This window comes from [Clostridium] hylemonae DSM 15053 (genome assembly GCF_008281175.1).
Lineage (GTDB): Bacteria > Bacillota > Clostridia > Lachnospirales > Lachnospiraceae > Extibacter > Extibacter hylemonae.
This window is the reverse complement of record NZ_CP036524.1, coordinates 1,196,425-1,219,881: the sequence shown is the minus strand read 5'-3', so window position 1 is coordinate 1,219,881 and position 23,457 is coordinate 1,196,425. Positions and strand designations below refer to the sequence as shown.

At 49.6% G+C, this 23,457-nt stretch carries 18 protein-coding genes; all 18 read right to left on the bottom strand.

Features of this window, described 5'->3' with window-relative positions; genetic code table 11:
• Window position 1: 1 nt before the first annotated feature.
• The 18 genes from LAJLEIBI_RS05675 to LAJLEIBI_RS05585 all read right to left on the bottom strand — a co-directional run bounded on the left by LAJLEIBI_RS05675 (window position 2) and on the right by LAJLEIBI_RS05585 (window position 23,353).
• Window positions 2–2,041: a TolC family protein gene (locus LAJLEIBI_RS05675; protein ID WP_147570361.1), complete on the bottom strand. Its 2,040-nt coding sequence runs from the start codon at window positions 2,039–2,041 to the stop codon at window positions 2–4.
• Window positions 2,042–2,059: 18 nt separating this feature from the next.
• The gene (locus tag LAJLEIBI_RS05670) at window positions 2,060–3,013 is read right to left on the bottom strand and encodes an MORN repeat-containing protein (protein ID WP_006441971.1); all 954 of its coding nucleotides are present in this window, start codon (window positions 3,011–3,013) and stop codon (window positions 2,060–2,062) included.
• Between the two features lie 78 nt (window positions 3,014–3,091).
• Window positions 3,092–3,895 (bottom strand): hypothetical protein, encoded by an 804-nt coding sequence (locus LAJLEIBI_RS05665; protein WP_006441970.1) that lies wholly within the window; start codon window positions 3,893–3,895, stop codon window positions 3,092–3,094.
• Window positions 3,892–5,661: a hypothetical protein gene (locus LAJLEIBI_RS05660; RefSeq protein WP_006441969.1), complete on the bottom strand. Its 1,770-nt coding sequence runs from the start codon at window positions 5,659–5,661 to the stop codon at window positions 3,892–3,894. The genes LAJLEIBI_RS05665 and LAJLEIBI_RS05660 overlap by 4 nt, the downstream gene beginning before the upstream one ends.
• Window positions 5,654–6,028: a LytTR family transcriptional regulator DNA-binding domain-containing protein gene (locus LAJLEIBI_RS05655; RefSeq protein ID WP_006441968.1), complete on the bottom strand. Its 375-nt coding sequence runs from the start codon at window positions 6,026–6,028 to the stop codon at window positions 5,654–5,656. Before LAJLEIBI_RS05655 ends, LAJLEIBI_RS05660 begins: the two co-directional genes overlap by 8 nt.
• 268 nt (window positions 6,029–6,296) lie before the next feature.
• Window positions 6,297–6,560, bottom strand: a complete 264-nt coding sequence (locus LAJLEIBI_RS05650) for an HPr family phosphocarrier protein (RefSeq protein WP_006441966.1) — start codon at window positions 6,558–6,560, stop codon at window positions 6,297–6,299.
• Window positions 6,561–6,569: 9 nt separating this feature from the next.
• On the bottom strand, window positions 6,570–7,832 hold the full coding sequence (locus tag LAJLEIBI_RS05645; protein ID WP_040434697.1) for a CdaR family protein: 1,263 nt from the start codon (window positions 7,830–7,832) through the stop codon (window positions 6,570–6,572).
• Window positions 7,810–8,700 (bottom strand): diadenylate cyclase CdaA, encoded by an 891-nt coding sequence (gene cdaA / locus LAJLEIBI_RS05640; protein ID WP_006441964.1) that lies wholly within the window; start codon window positions 8,698–8,700, stop codon window positions 7,810–7,812. Before cdaA ends, LAJLEIBI_RS05645 begins: the two co-directional genes overlap by 23 nt.
• Window positions 8,701–8,740: 40 nt before the next feature.
• Window positions 8,741–9,901, bottom strand: a complete 1,161-nt coding sequence (locus LAJLEIBI_RS05635) for a hypothetical protein (RefSeq protein ID WP_006441963.1) — start codon at window positions 9,899–9,901, stop codon at window positions 8,741–8,743.
• On the bottom strand, window positions 9,902–10,297 hold the full coding sequence (locus tag LAJLEIBI_RS05630; RefSeq protein WP_040434695.1) for a hypothetical protein: 396 nt from the start codon (window positions 10,295–10,297) through the stop codon (window positions 9,902–9,904).
• 56 nt (window positions 10,298–10,353) lie between these two features.
• Window positions 10,354–11,061, bottom strand: a complete 708-nt coding sequence (locus tag LAJLEIBI_RS05625) for a ComF family protein (protein WP_006441961.1) — start codon at window positions 11,059–11,061, stop codon at window positions 10,354–10,356.
• Window positions 11,058–13,268 carry an SF1B family DNA helicase RecD2 gene (gene recD2, locus LAJLEIBI_RS05620; protein ID WP_006441960.1) on the bottom strand — a complete coding sequence of 737 codons (2,211 nt, stop codon included), beginning with the start codon at window positions 13,266–13,268 and terminating at the stop codon, window positions 11,058–11,060. The genes LAJLEIBI_RS05625 and recD2 overlap by 4 nt, the downstream gene beginning before the upstream one ends.
• Window positions 13,268–14,257, bottom strand: a complete 990-nt coding sequence (gene mreB, locus LAJLEIBI_RS05615) for a rod shape-determining protein (protein WP_006441959.1) — start codon at window positions 14,255–14,257, stop codon at window positions 13,268–13,270. Before mreB ends, recD2 begins: the two co-directional genes overlap by 1 nt.
• A gap of 315 nt (window positions 14,258–14,572) precedes the next feature.
• Entirely contained in the window at window positions 14,573–17,416 is a 2,844-nt protein-coding gene (uvrA, locus tag LAJLEIBI_RS05610; RefSeq protein WP_040435342.1) for an excinuclease ABC subunit UvrA, read from the bottom strand.
• A gap of 74 nt (window positions 17,417–17,490) precedes the next feature.
• Entirely contained in the window at window positions 17,491–19,473 is a 1,983-nt protein-coding gene (gene uvrB, locus LAJLEIBI_RS05605) for an excinuclease ABC subunit UvrB (RefSeq protein WP_006441955.1), read from the bottom strand.
• 143 nt (window positions 19,474–19,616) lie between these two features.
• A complete protein-coding gene (locus tag LAJLEIBI_RS05595; protein WP_006441954.1) occupies window positions 19,617–19,841 on the bottom strand; it encodes a DUF6718 family protein in 225 nt (74 codons plus the stop codon).
• Entirely contained in the window at window positions 19,822–20,436 is a 615-nt protein-coding gene (locus LAJLEIBI_RS05590) for a nucleotidyltransferase family protein (RefSeq protein WP_006441953.1), read from the bottom strand. The genes LAJLEIBI_RS05595 and LAJLEIBI_RS05590 overlap by 20 nt, the downstream gene beginning before the upstream one ends.
• A gap of 286 nt (window positions 20,437–20,722) precedes the next feature.
• The gene (locus LAJLEIBI_RS05585) at window positions 20,723–23,353 is read right to left on the bottom strand and encodes a response regulator (protein ID WP_050765461.1); all 2,631 of its coding nucleotides are present in this window, start codon (window positions 23,351–23,353) and stop codon (window positions 20,723–20,725) included.
• Between the last annotated feature and the right edge of the window lie 104 nt (window positions 23,354–23,457).

The window sequence follows — 23,457 nt, the reverse complement described above, 5'->3', positions numbered from 1 at the left end:
CTTATTCCTCCTGTACTGTGATCTGCAGTGTGTCCGGCTGAAACTCTCCCGTATAAAGTTTCTTTTTGTCTGCATCATAGAATGTTATCCTGAGATTCTTCTGGTCCTTTGCCGCAACCTCCAGGTAACGGAACGGCTCTCCTGCCGGAACCAGCTTTTTTTCAAATACAGCCTGACCGTCCCGGTCGGTCACCTGGTAGTAGGCGATCCCTTCTCCCGCTGCCGGCTCTATCTTAAGTTCCGCCATGCCGGTGGAGGAACGAAACGTATAGGAATAGTCCGCCGCCTTTTTCTCCGCCTTTTTCTCTGCAGCCTTATACTCTCCTTTTATATCCAGTGTCCCCTGGGAGACCATCGGATCGATCTTGCATTCATCTACAAAGGCGTCTTTATTATAAAAGCGTACGGCCGCGCTTTGGACATCGTCCAGTGTAAGGGCAAGATGCTTCAAGGGATCTCCGGCCTTCGTCCGGTCCCCCACCTGTGTCCCGTCCACCCACAGTTCATAGTCCGTGACCTTTACCTTGAAGTCCTCCGGGATACGCACGTGCAGGAGGAAGATATTGTCCTCCATCCTCGATTCCAGCGTATAGTAAGCGCCTTCTCCATCCTCCTGTACAAGATAACTTTCGCCTCCTGCCACCGTATCGGCCGACAGACTTCCCTCTTCCAGATATTTTGTGATTCCCCCGCATGTGAGCCGGTCAAAGGAATAGAGCTGGCTGCTGTAATCGGCAAGTGTATCGAGCATTTCTATCTCATATTCTTCGTATTCTTCCTGCTGGGCGTTCAACTCTTCAAAGGAAAGTTTACCCTGTCTGTTCAGCGCCAGCTGCTTCTGAAGCTTTCCTTCCATATCTGTCACAGTCTCCCGGAGGGCGTCCAGCGCGTTTCTTGAAGTGATGAGCGCTTCAAATCGATCCGATACCGCCTCCTCCACCTCTTTTTTCTTATTGTCCTGTTCCAGCTTAAAGTCTGCATATTCCAGCACCTGCGTGTACATGACGTAAGGATCATCCTCAATATACCGCACCCCGTCCAGCGCGCCTTTCAGCCATTCCTTCGATATCTTGATAAACAATATCTTAAAGTTTCCCTGCCATCGGCTGTCCAGAGCATGCAGGAACTGGTCATAGGATGCCTTGAACGCATCCTTATCTATCTTCTGCCCCTGGCGGGCCTGGTTGATATAACTCTGTATATAGGGCATATACTTTTTATATTTCACTTTGAGCATCCGTTCGTTCAATTCCATGCTGATAAGTCCTGCGCGCGCATTTAACCCGGCCTCATAACAGCCCTGGTCACGGGAAAGCGTATATTCTGTCAGTTCTTTCAGCATACTGCGTCCGATCTTCCCTTTTACGTATGGATTCTCAAAACGATACCCCCACGACAGATCCAGTCCGACCGCATTGCCAAGCTTCTTTTTTGCTGTCTCATGCTGCCGCATCAGGAGACTGACATCTGTTGTGAGCTTCTTCATCTGTGTCTTTCCTTTGTCTACATCTGCCTGCGCCCCTTCCCCAGTTTTGACCTTCCACTCGTTACGTTTGAGTGTCCCGTCCGCACTGTCCAGTCTCGCCTCTGTAAATGTGATCTTCTCCTGCGCGGCATAGGCCGCCACATATAAATTGGAGACCTTCTCATCCACGGCGTACTTTACATCCTGCAGTTCATGCATAAGCTCAGACAGAGCGGTCTGCAGCTGGATCGGCTTGTAGAGCCAGTCATACAGTTCAGCCATGTCCGGCCGCTCCGGAAACTTGAATTTAAGAAGCGGAGACCACCGGAACGTGAGCATATTCTTCTGCTTCAGCGCGATCGACTTTACCGCCTCCGTATATTTGATCTTCTGCAGATTTATCTTGCTCTTTACCTTTGTATAATCCGCGCTGTTTAAGTATGCAAGCTTCTTCGCCTGGGCAAGCGTCAGCACTCTCTGTCCGGCTTCGGCCGTCCGGGGCGTCTGGACAAATACTCCTGCTGATATGCAGACAGAACATAAAATACAAAGAAATCTCTTCCGTCTTTTTTCCACTTTTCTCTCCCCATCTGACTATTCCTCTTTTTCTATGAGGTACATCCCAAATCCGCCGTTCTTCCCGTATGTAAAAAATGTGTAGCAAAATCCTTCTTTTTCAAATGTATAGATATAACCGTCTGCGTCGCGGCTGTAACCGGTCACTGTTCTGGCATCCGACAGTTCTCCTTCTGTCTCAACGAAAACTTCTGTCTGGTACTTTTTCGCGGAGGAGGAAGACAGCTGCCTCATGGCCGCAACATCCTCAAACTGCAGCGGTGTCGTGCCTTCATACTCTGAACTGCCAAAATATGTTTTCAGTTCTTTTACTGTTTTCAGATTTCCCTCATCTGTCACAAATTGTTCTGCCAATACATAGACTCCCGTTGTCATCCAGAGGCTGTCTGCGTATGTCTCCCCGCTCCTGGCGCTGTATACGGCATGTATCTCCGGCATTGCGGCACAGATCCGGCCGTCCAGCTCATACAGGATCTGCTTTCCGGTATACTTACGGGCCGCTTCTTCTGTCGGGATCCCTGCCAGTTGTTCGTAGACGATGGCATTATTGCGGAAACTTCCGGTGTACACAAGCTCTTCCCCTGTATTATAAAGCTTCCCTTTCCCCTGTTTCACACCATATTGAAACGCGCCGGCATATTCTTTCGTCCCGCTTTCCCGGTAAAGCGTTCCCTTTCCGTGATACTCATTTCCGGAAAATCCGCCTTTGTAACGGACATTTCCTTCTTTCGTATACAGCGTCCCTTTCCCCTGGGCCGCCCCCTTGCTCACCTGTCCGATGTATGCCGTATATCCTGATCTAGCAAGCACCTCGGCTTTTCCCCTGTAAAACTTAAGCGGAAGGGAATTGTACCGGAATACTGGAATCCCCTGTTCTTTTCCCGCCGAAGCTGCCGGAAAAGACCGGAACACACACCAGAGACTTGCCACGCATACGATGACAGTGACTAACAGCGCAAACCTCTTACTCACAAGCCACAAGCCAATACGGTAATAATCCTTCTCATCCCTCGGGGTAAGATCTATTCCTTTTTTCGTAGTGCTCCCCCCTTACTTAAGCAGTGATTCGGTGCCGATCCTTCTGACAGCGGAAGTAAACGCACGAAACAGCGGTATGTCCCCGAATATGAGCTGTGAAAGAAGCAGTAATACAGCTGCGGCCGCAAGCAGAACTGTTACCGTCAGCAGTATCCGGAACAGTTTGTCCTTTGTACTCTGCTCCGGATAAGGGATCCTTCCCCATATAAGGCTCAGGCGTTTTCTTCCGTCTATAAATTTCAAGTCATGTGCAAGCTCCGCAAAGCTGTGGTATGCATTTCTTTTCTGTTTTTTACGGATAAGCGCAAGACACGACCGCTCTTCTTTTTTTCCGTACAGTTCCATCAATTCCGCCAGTATCCCTGCCGCCAGCCTTACACAGTCCTGCTCCGTCCGGTCCGGTTTCAGCTCGTCCAGCAGTATGTAATAGGTAAAATAAATGGTGTCATCCCGGCGTATATTTATACACCTGTCCTTCAGCAGGAGATACAGAAGAGGATATGGCATACCGGCATCCGCACATGCCGCGGTCAGATTATCGTAGACCCGGCGCCGTTCCTCCCATGTATATATACTGCCCTGATAAAACCGTTCAAGGGGTCTCGGTTCTTCATATGCAAGTATGACACTGAGCCGCTCCCCATCCATACGAAATTCTCCAAAGGGGGCCGCTCCCTGCATCTCCATAAGTTTCCTGGCGCAGCTGTGTTTTTTCACTTCCCACAGTGTATGCCATTCATCGTCCGCCGAATCTGTGCATACACTGACTGCGTTCACCCTGCCTTCCCGTACAGCAGCTATTTTCCTAAGGCTCATTCCTTCCCTCCTACAACTGCATACACATAAGTGCATACGCTTCTGTGATCCGCGCAAGATATCCTGATCTCATATATGCCGGCTTTCGCAGGTGCAGTGTATATGCCGTCCGGTCCGATCTCACCGCCTCCGTCTTCCATCAGCTCATACTTAAGTGTACATGGCAGCATGTTTTTGAACCGGACAGAAAAGTAATGCTTCTCTCCCTGGGACAGTCTCACGGTCGGAGTCTCCGGCACGATCTGCATATTACCGTCCTCCCCGTCTGTATCCGTCCCGTCAGGTACTCTGACCGCTGTCCACCTGAGGGGCAGTACGATAGTATTCTGCTCTCCGGTGAGCCTTGCGGCTACCTGAAAGCTTCCTCTGGCCTCAAACACTTTAACGGCTGTCTGCGCAGAGATCCCCTGCCTGTTTTTTCCCTCAAACAGTCCGGTGTCTCCGTAGACAACGGTATCACTTTTATTTCTGCTCCCTGCCCCGTCGTCCACATTGCAGATACCAACGTCCACATATACATTCCCAGGCCCGAGTCCGTGTATGATCTCTTCCGAATAACAGATCTTCCCCTTTTTCATCTTAACATCAAGCGGAATTTCCAGCGTCCCTCCCCGTATGACAGGCGCTTCAGCCTCCCTGGCCGGTATTTCTTCCTCTTTCTTTTCGGCCGCCGGGAGCATGTCCCGGATATATTCTGCATGTTCAGAATAATAGGAAAGGTATTCTCTGCATATCTCTTCTGACTCCGGTACCGGTATGTATCTTTTTACTCCAAATTCCCTCACCTCCCGGAGCACATGATCGTGTGCCTCATCCGCGATGGAAATTTCCGCAAGCCGGACAGCCTCCTCCTCATTCCCATGGTTCTTTTCTTCCAGACTCTTCTGTCCGACCCTCCACTTGATCAGCTCCTCAGGCGTCCGGTCCGTCAGTCTGAGCGGCAGTTCCGGATCGGGTTCACACTCTGCCTCGCTGCCGTCGACGGTGATCGCCGACGCATCCACATCCCATAGTATCGTTGTGGAATCAAATTCCACCTCACTTGCATACAGCCAGTGATCATATGTCCGGAACGCTCCGCACTCAAGCACAATATCCTCTTCACATATATGCAGTTCCTGTGCTCCTTCCGCTGTCAAAAAGGCCGGAAGCTTCAGCACTCCTGACAGAGACAGACTGCTCTCTTCATCTGAGAGCTTCTCCACGAGAAGAGAAAGCCTCACTCTCCTTCCCCTGCTGACAACGGCAGGCATTCTGAGGCTTACTGCATAATCAGGACCTCCTGAGAGCAGCGCTTCCACAAAAAAATCCTCATCCGGTCCGCTCTGCTGTCTCTCCTGACAGTCTGCAAGGAAAAATTCATATTTCTCCCGTATTCTGTTGTCTTCATACTCATCCTGTTCTGCTTTTCTGTTGACAACACAGACCGGCTGCGCAGTCTCTTCCCTGTATCTCACATACAGCGCTGCCTTTTGCTTTGCCAGACTGTCATATCCTTCAAACGCAGACAGCTTTTTTACCGTATCTCCGGGAACTGTGATCTCTCTTCCGGCTCCGTCCACTGCCGCCCCGCTCTCAATTAGGAGCGTCCGCTCGTCCAGCATCCTGACTCCAAGGCCGCATAAAACCCCTCTCCCCAGGACCATCTGATTCAGAAACATCCTCTTGTACTCATTGTACCGCTGCTCAGCCTGAAAATCAGCCGATGTAAGCATCTTTCCATAATAGTACCGGTTCTTTTCAAATGGATATGGCCGCTCACTCATCTTCTCTCCCCCTGTAACTCCTGTAATTATAAAGCCTGAGGCGTTTTTTCACCTCAGGTGACAGACGCTGCGCATACGTACAATATATCGTATCATTGAAATAAAGAATCCTGTTCTTTGTGTCTACCTTCTGCACGAGATCCAGATTCACCAGTGTAGACGCTTTCGTCCGAAATAAATATGGAGCGAACTCCTCCTGCAGCGGCGTGATATCTGCGCGTATCTTGCCTACCCCGTTTTTGTAGACGATCTCGCAGTAATGAGTGGATTTTATCGTCTCGATATAATAGATATCCGACAACATTACTTTCCTCCAGATATGCTCGCTGTCTTGAATGTAGATGTACTCCTTGTCTTCCGTGATCATTCACTCCTTTAATCCGCTTACATTGAGAAAAACTATTTTATATATAAATTACTACAGAAATCTTGTTTGTGTATAAAAAATTCACATTTTGTCGATTATTGTCATATATTGCTATAATTTGACAATAAAGAAAACTCTTTAAATTGTTAGATAATAGACAAAAGACGGGAAGCAATCTGCTTACCCGTCTCTCATATTTATTGTCACTTATTATGCTTCCGATATCCATTAAGACATGCCGGCCTGCCTGTCAATATACGATCAGACATTAATCTTCAAGCCCATGCTCCACGATGGCGGTCATAGCCTTAAGCGCCTCTTCTTCACCTTCACCCTCACACACCAGCTCTATCTCGTCGCCTTCTTTGACGCACGCACCGAGAATGCTCAGGATGCTCTTTGCGTTTGCCGTTGTGTTTCTTATCAGAAATGTCACTTTACACTCGTACTTAAGCGCCTCATTGCAGAATATACCTGCCGGTCTAAGATGCAGTCCTGTCGGGTTCGTGATCTTTACCTTCTGGCTAACCATACTGTCCTCCTATTCTTTACTCTCCAATACAACTTTCACCTTGATACTCTGCTCCAGCGAGCAGCTTGCCGGATATTGCACATTGACCGGAACTTCATATGTTCCTGCTTCTTTACAGCTCTTAAGATCTATGTTTGCCGTGATGTCAACACCTGCCTCGAGCTTATCCAGGATCTCTCTCGGTCCCCGTACCTGTATCTCAATATTTTCCGCCATTCCATATGTCAGCTTCAAGTTCTCTGCCAGATTGTTCACAGCGATGGAACCAAGCGGCAGCTCAAATGATTTTGTTCCATTCTTTTCCACACTGATGGACACGACGACCGTGCCTGCATTTTCATCCGCAAGGCTGATATTATCCGGAAGATACGGGGTAATATCCACTATCTTTTCTGTCTTTTCGCTCACACCGGATATTTCCAGCGCTGACCGGGGAACCTGAATGCTCGTTATACTGTCCAGCGCATCTGACTTCCCGGATACGTGGATCTCCTGCGGTTCGTATGTGATCTCTGAAAAGGCATATCCCGGCGCGGCAGAGATTCCGGATGTGTCAAACTCCAGGCTGACCTTCTTCGTGTGCAGCAGTTGTATGCTGACCCCTACCCCTTTGCTGCCGAGGTTGTTCGTCAGCAGCGACTGGTCGATCTCATTGTTGTCTTCATCGTACAGCGTAAGCTGAGACTTCAGCACAGAGTCGGACGACATGCCCGATACATCAACCTCCGCTGTCACCCTGCTGATCTTGCTGATCACAGATTCCGGTCCTCTTATAAATACAGACTCAGGGTCTGAAGCAATCTCTCCGAGCACATATCCATCCCTTACGGTGCCGGTCGTTGTCGGCGTGATCGGGAATTTCTTGCCCTGTTCTTTCTCCAGCTTCACCTGCAGATTTCTCGGCGTCGCATACGCGCTGCTGTACCGCCCCTCATATCCGTTGACGGTAACGTCGATCGGTATCTGGGTCTTTAATGTCAATTCCTTCATATCTGCGGTGGCGAGGATGTCCTCCGCCTTTATCTCATTCAGAAGCTTTCTCTTGCCGACTACGGTGACATTCACCGTCTGCGTGCCGTCTACGATCTGAAAGGTCTGCGGATTTTTCGGATCCGCTGTCAGTACCTCCTCGTTGGTCACGGTGACAGGTATATTGGAAAATGTTTTGTCTACTACCGGATCATCGATATTAACTACTATGAGCCACAATAGCAGTGCCGCAAAGAAAGCTAATATCTTGAGACCAATATTATTCATCAGTCTTCTCTTCATGATGGTGCCTTCCTTTCCACATTGCTATTAATTTGTTCGTATCTGTCTTTTTATTCTGGATCGAGGTGAGCTTCTCCCTGAGCTCCTCACGGCTGATGTTGCGGTACAGCTGTCCCCCCGATGCCACGGAGACTGCCCCCGTCTCTTCGGAGACCGCTATCACGAGAGCGTCGCTGACTTCGCTCATCCCCACCGCCGCGCGGTGCCTTGTCCCCAGATCCTTGCTCAGTCCCATATTGTCGGACAGAGGAAGATAGCAGGTCGCTGAGACGATCCTGTCTCCTCTTATGATGATCGCCCCGTCATGCAGCGGCGTATTATGTTCAAATATATTGATCAGCACCTGCCTGGAAACCATACAGTCCAGACGGATGCCGGTACTTTCATATTCCGTCAGGCGGATCGCCTGTTCTACCACGATCAGCGCGCCCGTCTTAACAGCGCCCATACTGTAGGCAGCGTCGATCATACTGTCCATCGTCTCTTCACTGAATCTCACACGCTCCCGGTTCGTCTCAAAAGGGACGACAGACGTAAGAAACTTACGCTCCCCCAGCTTCTCAAGCGCGCGGCGCAGCTCCGGCTGGAACACGACGATCGCCGCCGTCGCCATTACCGTGACCGAATTTCTGGCCACAAACAAAATCGTGTGCATTTTTAAAATAGCAGCGACAAGAATAAAGACAGCAAGCACAATGATGCCTTTCAGCAGCATCCATGCTTTCGTATTTTTGATCCAGATCATGATCTGATAGATCAGAAACGTCAGAATTATCACCTCGATGACATCCGTAAGATGCACCTCGGGGAAATAAACGTCTACGATACTCAGATAACGTTCCATCAACTGTGTGATCTGCTGTTCCATCCTGTCACCTCCTTCTTAATCATTCATACTTCCCCCGCATTTATTTCTTATCCAGGTCCAGATCCTGTTTCAGGCTCTGCGTCAGCAGAATCTGTTCCGTATTGCCGATCACGCGGCTCTTCGCGGAAGGGCCTTTTTTCGGCGCCGGCTTCTTCTTTCTCTCTGCCGGCGCTTTCCGGTCGGCCTCTCTTTCCACAGGCGGTCTTTTCGCCGCTGCTCCGCCGGAACGTCTGGCCTTTCTTCTCACTTCTTCCGTATCTATGATCTCTGTCTCCTGCCGTTCATTGATACGCTTAACGGTCTTTTCAGGAGTAGCCACCGATATCTTCGGTATCGCTTTTACATAATAGTAATACTCGTCATCCTCATACTGCAGGCTCTCGCTTCTGGCATAATCCACAGAGAAAAAGAAAAATTCCAGTATCAGCCCCGCCGCGGCTGCCGCTATACTTCCTGCTATCAGACTTCCATAGGAAGTATGTACCCCGAGTGCGATATCCCCGGCCGCGATTATGACAACGTCCACAACCGCTCCTGCCACGACTGCGATCTTCCATGCATGGTCCATGGACTGTCTGCGCAGCGTATATACGACAAAGAAACAGATGATAAACGCTGCAATGATCACCCACATTTCTTTACTCTGAAATACCTGCTTGGCATACGCGCTGATCTGCGTCATAAGTCCTTTTGCCCCGCTGCTCTCCAGAACAGCCGCCGTACTTTTAACATATTTCAGCATATAATAGACGATCGTGCCGCAGGAGACTGCCACGAGGGCCACCGGCGCGCTTACGAGGCCGAATGCGACCGGTATCACATACGGTATCTTAAAGGCAAACGCGATCGGTGTGAGCAGTACGATCAGTGTCATTTTCGGCGTCAGCCGGAAATAGAAGATAAACATCACAAGAAATACGATCGCCGTCACCGCAAGCGTTGCAAGGGAGACGGAAAATGTATGGATCAGAATAAGCGCTGCCGCCGCGATCACGATCATGATCATGGGAAGGAAGGTGCAGATAACTGCCAGTGCAACTGTTGCAGCCGGTGATGCGGCCAGTTTCATAAACCCTATGTTATGATTGATCAGATAAAATGTTACAAGCGCAAGCACAAACTGGATTGCCTTGTCTATCACCTTAGAATTCCTGGCATACAGTTCCTGCAGCCGTCCCCGGAGTACGAACAAACTTTCCATTTACTTATTCTCCTTTTCATACATCTTAAGCAGTCTCGTCAGGTTATGATTATACTTCTTCACGCGCTGTCTTGCTTTCTTATGTCTCAGATTATAAACATGGCTCGTTATGACCGCATACGCGATGACGAGCACGAAATAACCGATGACAACAGCCAGGCCTAATGTTATGATCAGTCCGTTCGACATCTTTGCCATCAGGCTTTCCATACCGGCCAGAAAAATGAGTGCAAGCGCGCATACATAACCGACCGTCACCCAGAGGATGGAACAGATCGTATGCATTCCTGCATAGTCTTTTCTATAATATTCACTTATCTTGAAATCCTGCTTTCCCTGCGTCTGCTCATAAAAGGCAAGCTGGGTCATCAGTTTCACTCTCCGCTCATCTAACATAATCCACCTCAAATTCCTGTTCATATAATTAAACATCATTTTTAGTATAACAAATATCAGTATCCTTGTCCAATACTTATAGTCAAAAAACAGACATTTTCAACGCCGGCTTTTTTCAGTATTTCAGCGGCCGCATCGACAGTATTTCCGGTCGTGTAGATATCGTCTATGAGCAGGACAGAGGGCACGGGCCTGAAATGCTCCGTGACTGCAAAAGCCCCCCGCACGTTCCGCCTTCTCTCACTGCTTCCAAGCAGCTTCTGGGGACTGGAACTGCGTATCCTCGCAAGTCCTCTGCCGTCCACACGTATATCGGTAAGTTTTCCGAGGCAGGCGGCCAGGATCTCCGCCTGGTTATACCCTCTGCTGCGCCTTTTTCTGGGGTGTAATGGGATAGGTACGATGAGATACGGATCACATGCTCTTATAAACGCGCCGCACTGCTCCGCCATTTTTTCGGCATAGTAGCTTCCATAATTTCTCTGATTCTGGTATTTAAACCGATAGATAGATGTGCTGACAGGAGGTTTGTGAAGCCATATGCTGCTCCCCCTGTCATAGTGATGATATGTATGCGCGCAGTCGCGGCAGTATTCGTCCTCCGTCCGCCTGACAGGCTTGCCGCACTGCATACATCTTGGTCCTTTCAGTTCCAACCGCTTTACAGCCGGTAAGCAGGCAGGGCAGGCGCCTTCTCTATGCACCTTTCCGCAGAAGGGGCATGTTTCCGGCCAGAAAAGCTTCAGGACATTTGTATCTTTCATTTTAATTCCCGGATTCGTTCCGCAAGAGACGTATTCCTGTTCTGTTCATTCGTGTTCTGTATCATATCCTGGAATACCGTGTCGCTCCCCACAAGTGTTACACATTGTCTCGCTCTTGTCACCGCAGTATACAGAAGATTTCTGTGATACAGCTGCCTCGGGCCCTTGAGAAGCGGTATCACTACCGCCGGGTACTCGCTCCCCTGAGACTTGTGTATGGTAATAGCATATGCAAGTTCCAGCTCGTCTAATAAGCTGTACGGATATTTTACCACCCGGTGTTCATCATACTCCACCGAAATGGTCTCCTCATATGTATTGATGTCCTTTATGATGCCCATATCGCCGTTGAATATCCCCAGCCCTTTGTCAATGGTCATTCCGTACTTCGTGGACACTTCCCATTCCAGCTGGTAATTATTCTTGATCTGCATGACCTTGTCCCCGGTGCGAAAAAGCCGCCCCCCATATTCTTTCTCTTTTCTGGATTCAGAGGGGGGATTTAAGTATTCCTGCAGTATACGGTTCAGGCGCTCAACTCCGAGCAGGCCTTTGCGCATCGGCGTCAGCACTTGAATATCATAAGGCTCGGCATGTACATATTTGGGCAGCTTCTTCTGTATCAATGTTATGAGCACACTGATGATCACATTGGCGTCCTGCCGTTTCAGGAAAAAGAAATCGCGGCTTTTATTGTCCAGCACAACCTCTTCTCCTCTGTTGATCTTATGGGCATTGACCACGATATCGCTTTCTCCGGCCTGACGGAAGATTTTTGTGAGCATTACGACGGAAAAGCAGTGTGCGTCTATAATGTCCTTCAGTATACTTCCCGGGCCGACGGAGGGCAGCTGGTTTCTGTCGCCCACAAGCACAAGCCGTGTGCCGGGACAAATCGCGTCCAGCAGAGCGGCCATAAGCGGCAGGTCGACCATGGACATCTCATCGATAATGACCACATCTGCCTCCAGCGGATTTTCTGCATTGCGCAGAAAACCGCTTCTCCCCTCCTCCTCGGGATTGCCGTTTACTTCCAGAAGACGGTGGACGGTCTGCGCCTCATATCCAGTCGCCTCTGTCATCCGTTTTGCTGCTCTGCCGGTAGGCGCCGCCAGAAAAATATCCATCCCTTCACTCTCAAAGAAACGTATCATGGCATTGATCGTTGTCGTCTTACCGGTTCCCGGTCCGCCTGTCAATACAGTGATACCGTGACCCGCAGCCTCCATGACCGCGCTTCGCTGCATCTCGTCAAGCTCCAGCCCCGTATTCTCTTCAATCGCCTTAAGCCGGCGTCTCAGAGTGCTTTCTGATACGTCATACGTTATGTTCAGGTCATGAAGCATTTTTGCAACGTTCAGCTCCATATAATAATAATGGGCCGCGTATACACGCACGCCGTCCTCTGCCTCCTTCATGACCGTTTTTTTCTCCATGGCCAGGTCCATGAGGTACTTCTCTATGTGCCGTATCTCCACGCCGAGCAGCTGTCCTGCGCGGTACAGGAGCGTCTCCTGCAGCAGATAGATATGTCCCTCGCTGATACTCTGAAGAAGGGTATAGAAAATACCGCTGCGTACGCGGTAGTCAGAATCTGTATGAATCCCAACCTTCGCCGCGATCTCATCAGCGGTCTTAAATCCCACACCGGATACGTGGTCCGCGATCTGATACGGGTTTTCCTCTATGACCCGGTAAACGCTCTGCCCGTAATGCTGGTATATCTTTGCGGCAAGCGACGTTGATATACCGTACTTCTGGAGGAAGATCATGGCCTGGCGCATGTCCTTCTTTTCTTCCACCTGAAGCGCGATCTCCCTCGCTTTGCGCTCGCTGATCCCTTTGATCTCCGCAAGGCGCTCCGGCTCTTCTTCTATGATGCGGAACGTATCCTCCCTGAAGCGTTTTACGATACGCCCGGCAAGCGCGGTCCCCAGCCCCTTTACGGCGCCTGATCCGAGATAGCGTTCTATGGATACAAGGTCTTCCGGCTCACACGCCTCCGAAGACTCCACGGAAAACTGCGTTCCGTACAGCTTATGCGTCGTATAACCACCGCTTAAGTTCAGTAGTTCTCCCTCCTCGATAAACAGGAAGTTGCCTACGCAGGTCAGTTCTCCGTCCTCATTGTTCAGGTTAAATACCGTATAGCCGTTCTCTTCGTTCCGGTATACGATGTGTTCTACATATCCTTTTATCGTTTCCATTAAATATCTTTTCGCCCACTCATAAATTCAACAAACTGACCTGTACCGATCGCAACGACCTTCATCGGGTCTTCTGCCGTCATCGTGTTGATCCCGGTCTTCTCCTCGATCAGTTCTTCCAGGCCGCGCAGCATTGCCCCGCCGCCGGTCAGCACGATGCCCCTGTCCAGAATATCCGCAGACAGTTCAGGCGGCGTTCTCTCCAGCACACCTATGACAGCTTCCACAATCTGTCCTGTCGTCTCTCTTAACGCTTCCTCCGTCTCGGAAGAAGTGACGGTTACGGTCTTCGGAAGACCTGTGACAAGATTTCTTCCCCTCACTTCAATAGCTTCCTCCTCGATCAGGGGATAGGTCGTACCGATCTTGATCTTTATATCCTCGGCCGTGCGCTCCCCGATCAGCAGATTATGCTTTTTGCGCATATATCTCACTATCGCTTCATCGAAATCATCTCCCGCTATCTTTATAGAGGTATTGACAACGGTCCCGCCGAGGGAGATCACTGCAATGTCAGCCGTTCCGCCGCCGATGTCCACTATCATATTCCCGCACGGCTTGGAAATGTCTATGCCCGCGCCGATGGCCGCGGCTACCGGTTCTTCTATAAGGTTCACTTCTCTGGCTCCGGCAGCGTATGTCGCTTCTTCTACCGCTTTCTTTTCCACTTCCGTCACGCCGCTCGGCACGCAGATGCTGATGCGCGGTTTCTTAAATGTACGCTTTCCCATCGCTTTCTGAACAAAGTACTTGATCATCTTCTCCGTCACTGTATAGTCGGAGATAACGCCCTGCCTGAGAGGACGGATCGCAACGATATTGCCCGGCGTCCTGCCGAGCATGAGCCTTGCCTCTTCTCCTATCGCCTTGATGGCGTTCGTGTCCCTGTCAAATGCAACGACAGACGGCTCCTTCAGTATCACGCCCTTGCCCTTCACATATACAAGGATACTGGCAGTCCCTAAATCGATTCCAATATCTACTGACATTCTTCTTCCCCTTTCATTATGCTATCTATATGATTATCATTTGTTTATCATCCAAAGCACGTATCTGGATAATCCTGGGTACGTGCATGTATCATTATAATCAAATTTTCAAAAAATGGAAACCCCTTTTTTCCTTAATTCTTTGTGAATCCAAATGCAACAACAGGAACTGCAGGCGTTTTTCTAATTAATATGCATCCAGCCAGACATATTTATGCATTATTTTTAAATACAGGGAAAGGAACGGCCGCTTCCGACGCAGAGCGGCCGTTCCTTTCCCTCTGTTCCGCCGGCACGGACGGCCGGCGGAACATGCTATTTATGGAGCATGACATCAATATATTTTCCTGTGTATGAGACCGGATTTGCCGCAATCTCCTCAGGAGTTCCCTCGGCAATGACCGTTCCCCCTTTGTCTCCGCCTTCCGGCCCGATATCAATGATATAATCGGCTGTCTTGATCACATCCAGATTATGCTCGATCACGATCACCGTATTGCCGTCGGACGCAAGACGCCGCAGAATCTCTGTCAGTTTATGCACATCCGCAAAATGTAGCCCCGTAGTCGGCTCGTCAAGAATATATACTGTCTTCCCGGTGCTTCGCTTGCTCAGCTCCGCCGCCAGCTTGATGCGCTGGGCCTCTCCGCCGGACAGCTGTGTGGACGGCTGGCCGAGACGGATATAGGACAGACCGACATCATACAGTGTCTCCATCTTCCTGCGTATGCTCGGCACATTCTCAAAAAACTCGAGCGCCTCCTCCACCGTCATATTCAGCACATCGTATATACTCTTTCCCTTATATTTTACGTCCAGCGTCTCTCTGTTGTAACGTTTGCCGCCGCACACTTCACACGGGACATAGACATCCGGCAGGAAGTGCATCTCTATCTTGATGATGCCGTCACCGCTGCACGCTTCACACCGCCCGCCCTTCACATTAAAGCTGAACCGTCCTTTTTTGTACCCTTTGGCCTTTGCATCCGGCGTGGCCGCAAAGAGATCCCGTATCAGGTCAAATACGCCTGTGTACGTGGCCGGGTTGGAGCGGGGCGTCCGGCCGATCGGCGACTGGTCGATATCGATCACTTTGTCCAGCTGGCCGATGCCCTCAATATCCTTGTGCCGGCCCGGAATGGTCCGTGCGCGGTTCAGATCTCTCGCCAGCCTCTTATAAAGGATCTCATTGATAAGAGAACTCTTCCCGGAACCGGACACGCCGGTCACACATGTCATGACCCCGAGCGGTATCTTTACGTCAATATTTTTCAGGTTGTTTTCTCTGGCTCCTTTGATCTTCAGCCATCCGGAGGGCTCTGCCCTTTCGTCCGGAACCGGGATCGCCAGCCTGCCGCTCAGATACGCGCCTGTTATGGAATCTTCCTTTTTCATGATCTCTTCCGCCGTCCCCTGCGCAACGACGGCTCCGCCGTGCTCACCGGCGCCCGGCCCGATATCCACGATATGATCCGCCTCGCGCATCGTATCCTCGTCGTGCTCCACCACGATGACAGAATTTCCCAGGTCTCTCAGGTGCTTCAGCGTGTTCAGCAGCTTGTCGTTATCCCGCTGGTGAAGTCCGATGCTCGGCTCATCAAGTATATATGCCACGCCTACCAGTCCGGAGCCGATCTGGGTCGCCAGACGGATCCGCTGCGCCTCGCCGCCGGACAGAGAGCCTGTCGCTCTCGACAGCGTGAGATACTCAAGACCCACATCCATGAGAAACTGGATCCTGGCCTTGATCTCTTTCAGTATCTGGCCGCCGATGAGTGTCTGCTGCTTATTCAGCTTCAGCCTGTCCAGAAATCTCTGAAGTCTTCCTATTGAAAGGGCCGTGACCTCTGCAATGTTCTTACCGCCTATCGTCACAGCGAGAGCGCCCGGCTTAAGCCTCTGGCCGCCGCACTCATGGCAGGGCGTGATCCGCATAAATGTCTCATACTCGGCCTTGGATGACTCAGAACCAGTCTCCCTGTAGCGGCGTTCCACATTCTTGATCAGTCCCTCGAACGCCACATCATATATACCTTCGCCGCGCTGGCCTTTATAATGTACTTTGACCTCTTTTCCGCCCGTACCGTATATGAGGATGTCATGTATCTTTTTCGGATATTTCTTAAACGGCGTCTCCAGCGAAAAACCGTATGCATCTGCAAGCGCGTCGAGAATGGAACGGGTAAAGCTTCCCTTATCCGTACACGACTGCCATCCCATGACCGCGATCGCCCCTTCTGCGATACTCAGATTTTTGTCCGGGATCATCAGATCCTCGTCAAATTCCATTTTATAGCCAAGCCCGAGACATTCCGGGCAGGCGCCGAACGGATTGTTGAAGGAAAAGCTTCTCGGCTCGATCTCATCAATGCTGATGCCGCAGTCCGGGCAGGAAAAGCTCTGACTGAAATTCATCGTCTCCCCGCCGATCACATCCACAACGAGAAGCCCCTCCGCCAGCGCGAGCACGCCCTCAACAGAGTCAGTAAGACGTTTCTCGATCCCTTCCTTCACAACAAGACGGTCGACGATGATCTCTATATTATGCTTGATATTCTTGTCCAGCGCGATATCCTCCGACAGCTCGTACAGATTACCGTCGATGCGCACACGGACATAACCGCTGCGCTTGGCGCGCTCCAGCAGCTTTTCATGTCTTCCTTTCCTTCCTCTCACCACCGGAGCCAGAAGCTGGATCTTTGTCCCGGACGGCAGGTCCATGATCTGGTCCACCATCTGATCCACCGTCTGCTTCACGATCTCCTTGCCGCACTGCGGGCAGTGAGGCGTTCCGACGCGCGCATAGAGCAGCCGGAAATAATCATATATCTCCGTCACCGTGCCGACCGTAGATCTCGGGTTACGGTTCGTAGATTTCTGGTCAATGGATATCGCCGGAGAGAGCCCTTCGATGCTCTCCACATCCGGCTTCTCCATCTGCCCGAGGAACTGCCTCGCATAGGACGACAGCGATTCCATATACCTTCTCTGCCCCTCCGCGTAGATCGTATCGAACGCCAGTGAAGACTTCCCGGAACCGCTCAGGCCGGTCAGAACGACCAGTTCATTCCTCGGGATGTCCAGATCTAAATTTTTCAGGTTGTGCTCATTGGCACCTCGTATCTTGATATACTGTTTCTCATCAGCTTTGTTCTGCATCATACATTCCTTTCTGTCAATTTCCACAGGGGTCAGACCCCTGCAGCGCGAGGGGTCTGACCCCTATGAAAATTCTATAAATCTTCTGATATCTTTTTCAATTCCACTAATTTATCACGCAATTCTGCCGCCGCCTCGAAGTTCAGTTCTGCCGCAGCCGTTTTCATCCGCTTTGTCACCTCTTTTATAAGCTTATCCAGTTCTTTCCTGCTCATAGATTCGGGATCTTTCTCCAGGCGCATCTCTTCTGTGGCGACCTTCTTTGATATACTGATGAGATCACGTACCGCCTTTTGTATCGTCTGCGGGGTGATGCCGTGCTCCTCATTGTATTTCATCTGTATCTGCCGCCGACGCTTTGTCTCTTCCAGCGCCAGGCGCATGGAATCTGTCACCTTATCCGCGTACATTATAACATGCCCCTCTGAATTACGGGCGGCACGCCCGATCGTCTGGATCAGTGATACCTCGGAACGCAGGAAACCTTCCTTGTCGGCATCCAGGATCGCGACAAGCGTTATCTCAGGGATATCAAGTCCTTCTCTGAGCAGGTTGATGCCGACAAGAACGTCAAACACATCCAGACGCATATCACGGACGATCTCGGTACGCTCCAGCGTATCAATATCGGAGTGCAGATATTTTACACGGATCCCCAGTTCCCGCATATAATCTGTCAAGTCTTCTGCCATACGCTTTGTCAGAGTCGTAATAAGGATCTTATTCTTCTTGGCCACTTCCCTGTTAACTTCACCCACCAGATCGTCAATCTGTCCTTCCACCGGCCGCACTTCCACCTCCGGATCCAGAAGTCCCGTAGGACGGATGACCTGTTCCGCCCGCAAAAGCTCATGCTCCGCTTCATAGCGGCCCGGGGTGGCGGACACAAACATCACCTGATTCAGCTTGCCCTCAAACTCCTCAAAACTGAGCGGCCTGTTATCCTTTGCGGACGGCAGGCGGAATCCATAGTCCACAAGCGTAGACTTTCTTGACTGGTCGCCGTGGTACATACCGCCGATCTGCGGCACTGTCTTGTGGGACTCGTCTATCATCATGATAAAATCGTCCGGAAAATAGTCGATCAGCGTATGAGGCGGCTGTCCCGGGGCCAGTCCGGTCAGATGTCTGGAATAGTTCTCAATACCGGAACAAAATCCGGTCTCCCGCATCATCTCTATATCAAAATTCGTCCGCTCGGAGATCCGCTGTGCCTCAAGGAGCTTTCCTTTACTCTTAAAATATTGGATCTGCTCTTCCAGCTCTACTTCTATCTCTTTTACCGCCCGCTCCATACTCTCCTTGGACACGACATAGTGTGAGGCAGGAAATATGGCGATATGATTCAGTTCATTTTTTATCTCACCTGTAAGTGCATCCACTTCCGTGATGCGTTCTACTTCATCTCCAAAAAACTCGATGCGGATGACGTCACAGTCGTTCATGGCCGGGATAACCTCCAGCACGTCGCCCCGGACACGGAACGTACCGCGCTTAAAGTCCATCTCATTGCGGTCATACTGAATATCGATCAGCTTTCTTATAATATCATCCCGGTCCTTTATCATACCCGGGCGCAGAGAAATGACCATCTCCTGATAATCGATCGGACTTCCAAGACCGTAGATGCAGGATACACTGGCGATAATCACCACATCGCGCCGCTCGGACAGCGCCGCCGTCGCAGAATGGCGCAGCTTGTCTATCTCGTCATTGATGGATGAATCCTTTGCTATATATGTGTCGGAAGACGGCACGTATGCTTCCGGCTGGTAATAATCATAGTAGGAGACAAAATATTCCACTGCATTCTCAGGGAAGAACTCTTTAAACTCTCCATATAACTGCGCTGCCAAAGTCTTATTGTGCGCGATAATTAACGTTGGTTTATTCAATTGTTGTATTACGTTTGCCATCGTGAACGTCTTGCCCGAACCGGTAACACCAAGAAGGGTCTGGCATTGGTTACCTTCCTTGAAGCCTTTGACAAGGGCTTCGATGGCTTGGGGCTGGTCGCCGGTTGGGGAGTATTCTGATACCAGGTTAAAATGATCCATAGTTTTCTCCTTTAGGAATCCGTCTATAATATTTTCTTCACCTTAGTTCGTAATATTCTTCTTTTGACATTATAGCAGAAGATAAAAATAAAGTACAGAGCAAACCGAATGTTTGTTCTGTACTTTGCTTTGTTAATCTGATTCTACATATTTATAACAAGTTTTTCAAATTCTTCCTCCGTATCCGCAAAATAATACGGTTCATATTCTCCATAAGCTGAAGGTCTACTGATAGTAACAAGTTGAATTTTTTCATATCCAACTTTTTCCTCTATTGATCTTTTAAACTCTGAAAGATGTTTCCCATGTGTTGTTTTTAATGCAACACTTCCGACTTCACCTACATGTTTAGCTACTAAATAACACATGTTCTAACGCCTCCTTAAAATCTTTTTCTGTTAGAATTTTAGCACCTTCGTATAATTCTCGCAAGTGACATCCTACCGAATTATCATATTTCTTTTTATATACATATTTATGAAGCCAATTGTTAAATTGCCTGTCATAATATGTATTATATTGTATTTCGATAGGGTAATGACTGCCATCTAATTGAAAATACACATGAATCCCTCTATAACCATCATCATTTGCTTTTCCTTTTGACATGTCTGCCACACGTAACTCTGGAATTCCCTTCAATGTCAACACATCCTCGTAATTATCACATAGCGAACGAAATCCTAACATATCATCAAATACTTTTCTGGTCTGATGGTCTGGATAATATCTTTCATACTTCAATATTGCAGATTGAATACTCTTAATTCTATAGTCCAATGCTAATTCATACAATTCATCATACGAATCATACCACTCATTCACCTTTATAAGTTCTTCAAAAAGCTTTTCCTTATCAAAATAATGTAAATTCTTCTTTAAGTTAATTCCTAGATTTGACTTATAAGACAAGCGTCCAAGCAATTCTATCGTAAGACCATCCCTTTGTAAGATATCTGACATTATATCACCTCAAAGCTTCCTTCTTAACTGTTTCCAAAAGGGAAATAGTTAACTTATCAATAATTTTCTTACTCATATCTTGCTATATCTGTTCTGTCTTTTTATCAAGTATACTCCAGAACAAATGTTCTCTTTCATTTTACTCCATATATATGTGTACGTCAATCAGATTAGCACATTTTTTATATATTGACCATCAGGTAAATTGTACTAAACAGATAAAAGAAGACCGTTTAATACTAAACCGTCTTCCTATCTGTCATTATTATGTACTTTTTACGTCTGTCTAGTCATCCGCCCTGCGGATGCAGTCTAAAAGTGTCCTGCAAAGTTGTGTGACATCCAGCGGTTTGCTCACATGGGCATTCATTCCCGCAGCCAGCGCTGATGAGACATCGGCGCTGAATGCATTGGCCGTTGTGGCAATGATCGGAATCGTACCGGCCTGCGGATGATCTGAAGTACGGATGCGTCTCGCAGCCTCATAGCCATCCATCACAGGCATCTGTACGTCCATAAGCACCGCATCGTATTCGCCGGGCTTTGAAGCGAGAAATGCGTCCACTGCCTGCCGCCCGTCATCCACGCAGTCTGCCGCGGCGCCGTTCATACGCAGCAGCGCCGCCGCAATCTCCTGGTTGAGCGCATTGTCTTCTGCTATCAGCAGATGGATGCCGTTCAGGGGCTTATCGGCTGATTTGTACTCCGCGTCTGCAGGACGCGGCATTTTACGGTCCATTGCCGCTTTGACAGCGGCGTAAACAGATGAACGGTACAGCGGCTTCGGAAGAAACCCGTTCACTCCGGCAGCCCGCGCTTCCTCTTCCACCTCTGAGATATCATATGCCGATATCATCACAATAGGTACGTCGTTTCCCACCTCCCTGCGGATGCGGCGGGTGACCTCAACGCCGTCCATATCCGGCATTTTCCAGTCAATGAGACAAAGGTCGATGTCTTGTCCCTCCCGGCGGCTCTCTTTCACCCGTTCCAGAGCCTCGGCGCCTGACTGGCGCCACTGTGCGTCGATCTTGATCTTTTCGAGAAGAACCGCCGTCTGTTCACACACCTGCCTCTCGTCATCCACGATCAGCGCCCTGAGCTTCTGCTGCCCAAAATCAGGCTCCGGCATTTGATTCTCTTCTCCTTTTTCAAACGGCAGATCTACGATAAAGGCTGTCCCCAGACCAGGCTCGCTCTCTACCTGGATCTGTCCCCCCATCAATGTGATCAGATTGCGGGTAATAGACATGCCAAGCCCTGTACCACCATAACGCTTTGCGATGGAAGCGTCTGCCTGTTCAAACGGCTGGAAGATACGTCCGACAGCCTCCTTTGTCATACCGATCCCGGTATCTTTAAGAACGAAACGGATCACGTCGGCCTGGTTGCCTTTCTTATATCTGGAAACGTCCAGATGGATGCTGCCCCCCGGCGGGGTAAATTTTACTGCGTTGGAACTGAGGTTCATCAGGATCTGATTGAGCCGCAGCGAATCTCCGATAAATACCGTATCTTTTCCAAACCCTTCCATCGTCTCTTCAAACACGATGTCTTTACTTTTTGCCTGAGCATAAACGGTGGATACAAAGCCGTTAACGATCTCAAAGATATCAAACGGCTCATTCTGCAGAGCCATCTTGCTGCTTTCTATTTTAGACATGTCCAGCACGTCGTTGATCAGCATCAGAAGGTGTCTGGACGAAAACGTGATCTTCGTAAGACAGTCCTCTACTCTGGCAGGATCACTGACCGACGCCGCCGCGATCGTAGTCATGCCTATGACGGCATTCAGAGGCGTACGGATCTCGTGGCTCATCCTGGACAGGAACTCACTCTTTGCCGCGTTGGCATTTTCCGCTGCCAGCATTGCCTCCTGCAGGGCCTGACGCGAACAGACCTCTTCTGTGCGGTCAGAAAATACGGTGATAAGCTGCGGGGCATTCATATCTTCCACCCTGTAGATCCGTACGAGCATCCAGCGCTTTTCCTTATCGGGTCTGGTATATTCCACCAGCTTTTCATACGGGGAAGCAGACTGCACAGCGTTATAGTCCTCTTTGAAAATACGGGCATCCTCTTCCTTCAGCCCCTGATACAGACTTTCCATATCCACCATAGGGATCCCAAGGATCCGCTCCAGGTTGAGTCCGCGGTAGATGATCGCCCCGGTATCCGCATCCCGAATGATAAAAGCGTCATCGATGCTCAGAGACAGGCAGTCAAAAAGTTTACTTCTGTACACCAGCTCTTTTCTCTGACGGTGAAGGACATACTGGGATACGAGCAGCACGACTATCATCAGTCCCATCAGCAGAACAGAGCCGATCAGGCTGGAAATCCGCAGTGTTTCAGCGGTGGCCCCATATCCCACCTTTTTCTCCTGCGCGGTGGAGATGATATGCTCCGCCTGATGGACCGCCTGATCATAAAGGGGCTGGAGATGCTCCCGTGTATAGGCTTCGATCTTCTCCTCTGTGAGCCCTGGCTGCAGACAAAATTCCAGATAGACGTTCTGTTCCGTCTGCAGAAGTGCCAGCGTGCTTTCCAGTTCCTGTACGTCTTCTGCATCGCCCAGATATAATTTCTCAACATGGGCAACCGGTTCTTTAAGCGACTGATACAGTTCTTCCAGTTTGCCGGCGGCGATCTCCACGTCATCGCTGTTGTGGTGGCGCTCCAGCCGCCCGGTCCTGAGGCTCATTTCCGACACATAGAGCTTTACGTCGTCGGCACATATCACCACCTCAAAGGGATGGTTTGAGATGATCTCCGTCTGGGCCGCAAGCTTGGTGGAATTGCTGATAGTCATCACCAGGTAGCTAAGCATGAGCAGAATGAGGACCGCCGTACTGACAATACTCATCCGTTGGCTTTTGCCCACGGACAACTCCTTGTTTTTTACTGTATTCTGCATCTGTCTTAACTCCTCACTTCTCCTCATCCGCTGATATTGATTTGAGATTTTCTAATTGTTCACATACATATATATTGAAGTATAACAAATCGCGGACAAAATAG

Excerpts from the sequence above, each read along its gene's own strand:
- recD2 (WP_006441960.1), bottom strand. The coding sequence starts at position 13,268 with ATGGAAACGATAAAAGGATATGTAGAACACATCGTATACCGGAACGAA.
- uvrB (WP_006441955.1), bottom strand. The coding sequence starts at position 19,473 with ATGGATCATTTTAACCTGGTATCAGAATACTCCCCAACCGGCGACCAG.
- LAJLEIBI_RS05625 (WP_006441961.1), bottom strand. The coding sequence starts at position 11,061 with ATGAAAGATACAAATGTCCTGAAGCTTTTCTGGCCGGAAACATGCCCC.
- LAJLEIBI_RS05655 (WP_006441968.1), bottom strand. The coding sequence starts at position 6,028 with ATGATCACGGAAGACAAGGAGTACATCTACATTCAAGACAGCGAGCAT.
- LAJLEIBI_RS05645 (WP_040434697.1), bottom strand. The coding sequence starts at position 7,832 with ATGAAGAGAAGACTGATGAATAATATTGGTCTCAAGATATTAGCTTTC.
- LAJLEIBI_RS05635 (WP_006441963.1), bottom strand. The coding sequence starts at position 9,901 with ATGGAAAGTTTGTTCGTACTCCGGGGACGGCTGCAGGAACTGTATGCC.
- cdaA (WP_006441964.1), bottom strand. The coding sequence starts at position 8,700 with ATGGAACAGCAGATCACACAGTTGATGGAACGTTATCTGAGTATCGTA.
- LAJLEIBI_RS05650 (WP_006441966.1), bottom strand. The coding sequence starts at position 6,560 with ATGGTTAGCCAGAAGGTAAAGATCACGAACCCGACAGGACTGCATCTT.
- LAJLEIBI_RS05665 (WP_006441970.1), bottom strand. The coding sequence starts at position 3,895 with ATGAGCCTTAGGAAAATAGCTGCTGTACGGGAAGGCAGGGTGAACGCA.
- LAJLEIBI_RS05590 (WP_006441953.1), bottom strand. The coding sequence starts at position 20,436 with ATGTCAGATATCTTACAAAGGGATGGTCTTACGATAGAATTGCTTGGA.
- LAJLEIBI_RS05660 (WP_006441969.1), bottom strand. The coding sequence starts at position 5,661 with ATGAGTGAGCGGCCATATCCATTTGAAAAGAACCGGTACTATTATGGA.
- mreB (WP_006441959.1), bottom strand. The coding sequence starts at position 14,257 with ATGTCAGTAGATATTGGAATCGATTTAGGGACTGCCAGTATCCTTGTA.
- LAJLEIBI_RS05595 (WP_006441954.1), bottom strand. The coding sequence starts at position 19,841 with ATGTGTTATTTAGTAGCTAAACATGTAGGTGAAGTCGGAAGTGTTGCA.
- LAJLEIBI_RS05585 (WP_050765461.1), bottom strand. The coding sequence starts at position 23,353 with ATGCAGAATACAGTAAAAAACAAGGAGTTGTCCGTGGGCAAAAGCCAA.
- LAJLEIBI_RS05630 (WP_040434695.1), bottom strand. The coding sequence starts at position 10,297 with ATGTTAGATGAGCGGAGAGTGAAACTGATGACCCAGCTTGCCTTTTAT.
- uvrA (WP_040435342.1), bottom strand. The coding sequence starts at position 17,416 with ATGCAGAACAAAGCTGATGAGAAACAGTATATCAAGATACGAGGTGCC.